This is a genomic window from Ktedonobacterales bacterium (assembly GCA_036557285.1).
Classification (GTDB): domain Bacteria; phylum Chloroflexota; class Ktedonobacteria; order Ktedonobacterales; family DATBGS01; genus DATBHW01.
Genome location: DATBHW010000050.1, coordinates 1 through 7,723 on the forward strand (window position 1 = coordinate 1; position 7,723 = coordinate 7,723).

At 59.7% G+C, this 7,723-nt stretch carries 6 protein-coding genes; 3 read left to right on the plus strand and 3 right to left on the minus strand.

The window, feature by feature from the left end; all coding sequences use genetic code 11:
• Positions 1 to 210: 210 nt before the first annotated feature.
• Complete coding sequence (locus VH599_15040) at positions 211 to 1,368, plus strand: amidohydrolase family protein (protein ID HEY7349629.1); 1,158 nt, start codon at positions 211 to 213, stop codon at positions 1,366 to 1,368.
• An 8-nt stretch (positions 1,369 to 1,376) separates the two neighbouring features.
• On the opposite strand, the gene VH599_15045 is transcribed toward VH599_15040, so the two are convergent.
• The 3 genes from VH599_15045 to VH599_15055 form a co-directional block, all read right to left on the minus strand.
• A complete protein-coding gene (locus VH599_15045) occupies positions 1,377 to 2,102 on the minus strand; it encodes a response regulator transcription factor (GenBank protein HEY7349630.1) in 726 nt (241 codons plus the stop codon).
• Positions 2,103 to 2,150: 48 nt separating this feature from the next.
• Positions 2,151 to 3,779, minus strand: coding sequence for an ATP-binding protein (locus VH599_15050; GenBank protein ID HEY7349631.1), 1,629 nt, complete (start codon positions 3,777 to 3,779; stop codon positions 2,151 to 2,153).
• Between the two features lie 426 nt (positions 3,780 to 4,205).
• A complete protein-coding gene (locus VH599_15055) occupies positions 4,206 to 5,234 on the minus strand; it encodes an NAD(P)H-dependent glycerol-3-phosphate dehydrogenase (GenBank protein HEY7349632.1) in 1,029 nt (342 codons plus the stop codon).
• Positions 5,235 to 5,586: 352 nt separating this feature from the next.
• Here VH599_15055 and VH599_15060 point away from each other — a divergent pair, with 352 nt between their 5' ends.
• Both VH599_15060 and VH599_15065 read left to right on the plus strand, forming a co-directional pair.
• Positions 5,587 to 6,075 (plus strand): 6-pyruvoyl tetrahydropterin synthase family protein, encoded by a 489-nt coding sequence (locus VH599_15060; protein ID HEY7349633.1) that lies wholly within the window; start codon positions 5,587 to 5,589, stop codon positions 6,073 to 6,075.
• 195 nt (positions 6,076 to 6,270) lie between these two features.
• Complete coding sequence (locus VH599_15065; GenBank protein HEY7349634.1) at positions 6,271 to 7,524, plus strand: Glu/Leu/Phe/Val dehydrogenase; 1,254 nt, start codon at positions 6,271 to 6,273, stop codon at positions 7,522 to 7,524.
• The last annotated feature ends 199 nt before the right edge of the window (positions 7,525 to 7,723 follow it).

Sequence of the window (7,723 nt, forward strand, 5' to 3'; positions counted from 1 at the left end):
GTTTTACCCCCTCGGCGATTTTGGAGGGGAACCCCACCACGCCCGGAAAGCAGTCTATCACCAGCAATGACCAAAAGCAAGGGGAAGCAATGACACCACCTGACAACAGATGGCAACAGAGTGAGCAACCGATTCTCACACCGCGCCAGCCTTGGGAGAGTATACCAGTGAATGCCAAAGAGGCCAAGGGATTTTGCATTAGGGGGCCATATGCCAGAGCTTGATCTTTCTGAGATTGCGGTCATAGACCAGCACTGCCACCCGTTTACCCAACGCTGGTTCCATACCGACCTGCCATCTTTCCGGGCCTGCTTTACCGAGGGGCGTCGAAGGGTCGAAAGCTATGTGCCTTCGCTGGTGTACTATCAATGGGCGCTGCGCGAGATGCGGCGGGCCTTGGGCCTCGCGCCCGATGCCGATGAAGAAACGATTCTGGCGGCGCGGGCGGCGCGGCCAGATGATTACCTGGCCGCGCTGATGGGCGAGGCGCGTCTGGCTGGTCTGCTGGTGGATGATGGCTACCCGCCATCAGGCAAGGCGCTGAACGTGGCGCAGATGGGCGAGGCGTGCGGCTGCCCCGCCTGGCGGGTGCTGCGATTGGAGACGCTGCTGGAGTCGCTGCTGCTGCGCGCCGCATCACTGGATGATTTGCTGGCGGCTTTCAATGCCGATCTGGCTGATCTGCGGGCGCGCGGCGTGGTCGCCCTGAAGAGTATCATTGCTTATCGCGGCGGGCTGGCGGCGCCTGAGCCGACGCTGGCGGATGTCCGGGCCGATTTCACAGCGGCGCGAGCCGTAATCGCCAGGGAGGGGCATATTCGCCTGGCTGGACCGTCCACGCAGGCGCTGCTGCATTATTTTCTCTATCGCGCACTGGAGCAGGCCGCAAAGCAGAACCTGCCCATTCAGTTTCATACGGGCTTTGGCGATACCGATCAAGACCTGCTGACCAGCAATCCCGCGCTGCTGCGCCCGTTGATTGAGGCCAGCCTGGAAACGTCTGACTATCGGGGCGCGCGGATCGTGCTGCTGCATGCCAGCTATCCCTACACCCGCGAGGCTTCGTATCTGGCCTCGGTCTATCCGCACGTCTTCGTGGACGTTTCGCTGGCGAATCCTTTCCTGGTCGGGATGGTCCCGACGATCTGGCGCGAACTGCTGGCGCTGGCCCCGGCAGCCAAAATCCTCTACGGGTCGGATAGTTCGGTGATTCCAGAGCATCTCTGGCTGGGCGCACTGCTGGGGCGTCGCTCGCTCGGCACAGTCCTGGGCGAGTTGGTAGAGACAGGCGCGCTCTCTGCCAGTGAGGCGCTGGATGCCGCCGAAACGATGCTCAACGGGGTGGCAAACGTACTGTATAGCCTCTAAGAAGCCCTCTATGCCCCGGCCACTGGCTCCAGTTCGCGGAAGCGATAGCCCAGGCCGCGCTCGGTGAGGATGTACTTGGGATGCGCCGGGTCGCGCTCGATCTTCTGGCGCAGATAGGTGATGTAGAGGCGCAGATAGTGCGCCTCGTCGCGGTATTCGTGGCCCCAGACCTTGGAGAGCAAGGTTTCGTGCGTGAGGAGCCGCCCGGCGTTATTCACCAGATGGTACAGCAGGCGATATTCGGTGGGGCGCAAGGAGACTTTCTCGCCGCGCACCCAGACCTCACGCTTGCTGAAATCAATGGTCAGTTCGTCGTCCACGATGATCTGCGTTTTGCGCGTGGGCGAGGGCATGAACGAGCGGCGCAGCAAAGCTCTGGTGCGCGAGAGCAGTTCGCGGGGGCTGAACGGCTTGGTAATATAATCGTCGGCCCCCAGGTCCAGGCCGCGAATGCGGTCTCCTTCCTCCTGGCGCACGGTCAGCATCATCACCGGCACTGTGGAGACCTCGCGGATATGCTTGAGCGTCTGGAAGCCGTCCATTTCAGGCATCATCACATCGAGGATAATAAGATCGGGCAGGTCTTCTTTCAGGCGCTCCAAAGCCTCGTAGCCATTAGCAGCTTCCAGAACGCGAAAGCCCTCCAGTTCCAGGTTCATGCGAATAAGATCGATGAGGCGCGCCTCGTCGTCCACCACGAGGATGGTTAGATTGCGCGGATCAAGCTGGTCCATAGGTTCCTCAATAGCTAGCATCACTCAGCAGACCAAACAATACCGTTTTTAAGCTTCAGCTTTTTGTCTGCTGGCCCCGAAGACGACCATAGGCAATGGCGCTTTCTCCATGCGGGGCAAGCTGAAAAAGAAGGTTGAGCCTTTGCCCAGTTCGCTCTCCACCCAGATACGCCCGCCGTGCGCCTCCAGAATAGCGCGGCAGATATAGAGGCCCAGCCCCGCTCCTTGCGTGGTGCGCGAGGCTTTATTATCAACGCGCTGGAAACGCTCGAAGATGCGTCCCTGCTCGCGGAGTGGGATGCCCATCCCTTTATCGCCGACGCTGATGATGACCGATTCGTCTGTGATCTGCCCCTCGATACGAATGAGCCGGGTGTTGGGCGAATATTTCACGGCGTTATCCAGCAGATTCAAGAGGACTTCTTCGATGCGTTCGCGGTCAGCCCAGACAGTAGGCATCTGTTCCGGCAGGTGGACACGCAAGGTGTGATTGGGGCTGCGCGCCGCGAATTTGCGCACCACTTTGCGCGCCAGTTCGTCCAGGTCCAGCGGGCCAGGGTCCATCTTGAGGCCGCCCGCCTGAATACGGGACGCCTGAAGCAGATTCGTGACAAGGTGATGCAGCCGATCACTCTCCTCTTCGATGGCCTCCAGCCGCCCGCGAATGGTCTGCTCATCCCATCTGGCGTCTTCGCGCCGCAGGGTGGAGGCATAGCCTTTGATGATGGCAATAGGTGTCTGCAATTCGTGCGAGATGATGGACATAAAGGTGGAGCGTAGCTGCTCGTTCTCGCGGATGCGGGTGATGTCGCGCAGGTTCAGCACGCCGCTCAGCGGTTCGCCATGTGGCGAGCGCACCGCAGAGGCAGTCACGCCAATATCAACCTGCTGGCCGTCCTTGGTCGTAATAATCATCTCGCGGTCCACGATGGGGCCGCTGCTGGCGAACGCCTGAAGCAGCGGATCATTATGCAGGCCCAGTTCGCTGCCCTGCGGGTCTTTTGGCCGCAGGACATCGTAATAGAAGCGGCCCACCACTTCCGGCGTGCGCCAGCCGGTCAGGCGCTCCATCGCCGGGTTAAAGCTGGTGATGCGCAGTTGGCGATCAACGGTCAGGATGCCATCGGCGCTGTAGTAGAGGATGGCCTCAAGCTGTTCTTTGTCCTGGCGCGCGCGGTGCGCTTCGATGGCGTTGCGCACTGCCGCAGCAGTCTGCGCGGCATAGGCTGCGCTGGCGCGCTCCGAACGCAAGAAGGGTACAGTCGTAATCCACTGCTCACCTAAAATATGCAGCATGCCAACATTGCCCTGACTGTCGCGCAGCACCAGAGTCAGGACGGCGAGAGGCCGCTGAGGGAACAGGTCTTCCAGCCGGGCCGGATAGCTTCCTGGCAATAAAATGGTCCCATTGAGCACCTCTTTTGGCCCCAGGCTGTCCACGCTCCAGAGCAGATATTTCCAGCCGTTGACGCGCTCCAGTATATCAATCAAAGCGCGGGCTTCGTCCTCTTCAACGTTGACCAGCACGGGGCTGAGCATGCCAGCGGGGTCCAGGTGATCGGCCAGCACCAGGATTCCGGCGCGCCCGTTGAACAGATCGATAGCCCCACGCAGCAGGCTGCCCAGGGCGTCATCAATAGGTATCGCTTTGTTGGGTGTAGAGGCGGGTACAGACATTGGACAACTGGCTAGAGATGGGCGACGAGAACGGCTCCGCGCCGCTGTGGCCTCATACAAAACTCTAGTGAAGTACACCAGCGCGCAAGCGCGGGGCTTCTACAGGACCGTAGCCCTGTGGGCCACTTCCTGGCCCGGCAACGTGGGTGCATGCACACCTGGCGGGCGTGACTCCGGCTCAAGTGTCTCGCATGGCGCCAACGAAAACACGTGAGTGCTTTTACCCAAGGGAACGCTTTACCTTGGAACGCCCAAACACTCTTCCCTTTTCAAGGTGCAGCACGTTGTAGCTATTATCGCACAGGTGTTGAGGCCGTGCAAGGCCGCTTCTATCCCTGGCGCTCAAGCGCAGGGTTTTACGCGGCCCTTGATAACAAGAGGCGCGGTTCCAAGGACAGACGGAACTGCGCCTATCGGCCTATCGGGCTAGCTGCCGATGATGCCGCGCATGCCCTCAAGTTCGTCTTTGGGGTCGCGCAGCATCAACTCGATCACCCCCTGGCGGGGGTTCATGCCCTCAAAAAGGATGGCATGGATGGTCCTGGTAATAGGCATCTCGATACCGTAGTGCTGGGCGAGTTTGTGAGCGGCTTTGGTAGTCGTGACGCCTTCGGCGACGCTTTTCATGCCAGCCAGTACGTCATCCAGTTTGCGGCCTTTCGCCATCTCCAGCCCCACGTAGCGGTTGCGGCTGAGCGGGCTGGCGCAGGTGGCAATGAGGTCGCCCATGCCGGCCAGCCCCACGAAGGTCAGCGGATTGGCCCCACAGGCAATGCCCAGGCGGGCCATCTCGGCCAGGCCGCGTGTCATAAAGGCGGCCTTGGCATTATCGCCATAGCCCCAGCCGTCGTTAGCGCCCGCGCCCAGCGCAATGATGTTTTTCAGCGCGCCGCCCAGTTCAACGCCAACGACATCATTGCTGGTGTAGACGCGAAAGGTTGCCGTGTTCAAGGTTTCGCGGGCGGCCTCGGCAACAGCGCGATCATTGGCGGCAATGACGGCGGCGCTGGGGAGTCCCCTGGCTACTTCCCTGGCAAGGTTGGGACCGCCCAGCGCGGCGATGCGTTCGCGCAGCCCCTCCGGCAGTTCTTCGCTGATGACCTCGCTCATGCGTTTGAGGCTGCCGATCTCCAACCCTTTGCTGCCGCACAGCACAATGGCATCGGGCGTCAGATGGGGAGAGATGGCGCGGACATTTTCGCGCAGACGCTGAGAGGGCGTTACGACCAGCACTAGCTCACGGCCAGCGACAGCCTCGTGGATGTTGGTGGTCACACGCAGCGAGAAGGGGAAGGGAATATCGGGCAGGAAGGCGCGGTTTTCGCGGGCGCGCTCCATCTCTTCGGCGCGTTCTGTCTGATGCTCCCAAAGCGTGGTCTCGAAGCCTTTATTTGCCAGAACAATCGCCAGGGTCGTCCCCCAGGCGCCAGTGCCGATCACGCCAACTCGTCGCATGGTTCCTCCGCAGCCTGTTGAGCGAGGCTGATAAAGATGGAAGGGTTGAAGCGCCCGCGCTGCTGTCGCTGGTACGTCCTTTGCGGCGCTGCTCAGGCGGGCTTCTGTGTGGGAGTATTATACTGCCATCTGTTTTGCGGCGCTAGAGTGGTAGTAGCAAAGGCGCGGATAACGCCTGAGCAATGATTGCTGCCGCCCATTAACAAGGGAACAGAAACAGGCATCAGATGTGCAAGGGATACCCTGAAGGCTTGGAAGAGTGCTATAATTTGATTGGGGAGAGAGGCGCGATTCAGCATGCCTGACGTTCGCTTGCTGGAGCGACTCCATTCGCCTGTGAAGGATGGCGCCTGTGGCCTGGAAAGTTCTGATCGAGCGCGGAAACTTGAGTTTCAGCGCGGCCCATTTTATCACCTTTGATGAACATACGGCTGAGCCGCTGCATGGGCATAACTATGGGGTGCGCGTGGAAGTGACTGGTGATCTCAACGCGGATAGCTATGTTCTGGACTTTGTAATGCTCAAAACGATCACACGCGAAATCTGCAAGGAACTCGATCACCAGTTTTTGTTGCCCCGCCGGAGTAAGCACCTGAACATTGCCGAGCATCCGGGTGAATGGGAGATTCGCTTTGGCGATCAGCGTTATCTATTGCCGCGCACCAGTGTCGTTGTCTTACCCGTTGATAACGCGACAGCGGAGCGGCTGGCGGAATATCTGGCCGGACGTATCATTGAGCGCCTGCAAGCCCTGGGAGTGACCAACCTGACCAGCATGACAGTGGGGGTGGAAGAGACAGAGATGCAAACGGCATTTTATAGCGTTGATCTGAGGGCATAGGCCTGGAGACGGGCCTCTAACAGCCCGTTCCTTATTGAAGGATCAGTATTTCTCTGGCCTGCCTGCTCAGGGGCGGGCCAATTTTTGACTGCGCTTGTCATTGTCTTTGTAGGGCGAGGTATTTTGCAATGGGGGCCAACGTCGCCCCCCAGTCTTCGGCCAATGCAGGCCGATTCACCAAGGAGGATTGAACCCGTGGCAGTTGATGTGCTTAATCCGTATCAGGTGGCTGTTGCCCAATTCGACCAGGCTGCTGAACTCTTGCATCTTGATGAAGATTTACGGGAGGTGCTGCGCAAGCCCAAGCGCGAGCTTTCGGTGAACTTTCCGGTGCGGTTGGACAGCGGGAAAGTGAAGATGTTTTCTGGCTACCGGGTGCAACACAATATTAACAGGGGACCGGCCAAGGGTGGCATTCGCTACAGCCCGGATGTCTCGCTCGATGAAGTGCGAGCGCTGGCGATGTGGATGACCTGGAAGTGCGCCGTTGTCGGCATCCCTTTTGGCGGAGCGAAAGGCGGCGTCATTGTGGACCCGCGCGAACTCTCCAAGAGCGAATTGGAGCGCCTGACCCGGCGCTATGCCACTGAAATCTCGATCTTGATTGGCCCCGATAGCGATATTCCAGCCCCGGATATGAATACCAACCCGCAGGTGATGGCCTGGATTATGGATACCTACTCGATGCACCAGGGCTATTCGATTCCAGCGGTGGTAACGGGCAAACCCATCTCGATTGGCGGCAGCGAGGGCCGCATGGAAGCGACAGCGCGAGGTGTGCTGGTGGTGACACAGGAGGCGGCGCGAAGCGCGGGTATCTCCCTGGAGGGGGCGAAGGTGGTGGTGCAGGGCTTCGGCAATGTCGGCTCTATCAGCGCGCGGCTGTTCTATGAAGCCGGGGCAAAGGTAATCGGATTAAGCGACCTCTACGGTGGGGTGTATAACTCTAACGGCATTGATGTGTCACGGGCGCTGCGCTATGCGCAGGAGCATGGGCGGCTGACAAATCTGCCAGAGACAGAGCCAATCAGCAACGCGGAGTTGTTGGAGGTGCCCTGCGATATGCTGGTTCCGGCGGCCACAGAGGGGCAGTTGACTGGCCGCAACGCCAGCCGCATCAGGGCCAGGCTGATTGTTGAGGCGGCCAATGGCCCAACGACCCCTGACGCCGATGCGATCTTCAATGATCGCGGCATCACCGTCATTCCCGATATTCTGGCGAACGCGGGCGGTGTGACGGTCAGTTACTTCGAGTGGGTGCAAGACCTTCAGCGATTCTTCTGGGCCGAACAGCAGATCAACAGCGAACTGGAGCGCATCATGCGCCGCAGCTATCAGGCTACCTATGAAAAGTCGCAGAACGTGGAGGTGAGTATGCGCATGGGCGCGTACTTGCTGGCGGTGACGCGGGTGGCCGAAGCGACTGCCGCGCGTGGCATCTATCCGTGAGCTAGCGATCTTCAGCTTTGCTCTCTGCTCTTGATCCAGGCCCTCGCATGCTTTCCTGGCTAAGTAGTTGGACAAAATAAGGTAGAACTGGTAGACTGATCTCCAGCAAAGGAGGGGTGCCGATGGAGATCAGGCTCACCGAGCCAGAAAGCCTGGAGCTTGCTCAAGCGACCACCGCTGCGCGGCAGGTCCGACAATG

Excerpts from the sequence above, each read along its gene's own strand:
- VH599_15040 (HEY7349629.1), top strand. The coding sequence starts at position 211 with ATGCCAGAGCTTGATCTTTCTGAGATTGCGGTCATAGACCAGCACTGC.
- VH599_15045 (HEY7349630.1), bottom strand. The coding sequence starts at position 2,102 with ATGGACCAGCTTGATCCGCGCAATCTAACCATCCTCGTGGTGGACGAC.
- VH599_15050 (HEY7349631.1), bottom strand. The coding sequence starts at position 3,779 with ATGTCTGTACCCGCCTCTACACCCAACAAAGCGATACCTATTGATGAC.
- VH599_15055 (HEY7349632.1), bottom strand. The coding sequence starts at position 5,234 with ATGCGACGAGTTGGCGTGATCGGCACTGGCGCCTGGGGGACGACCCTG.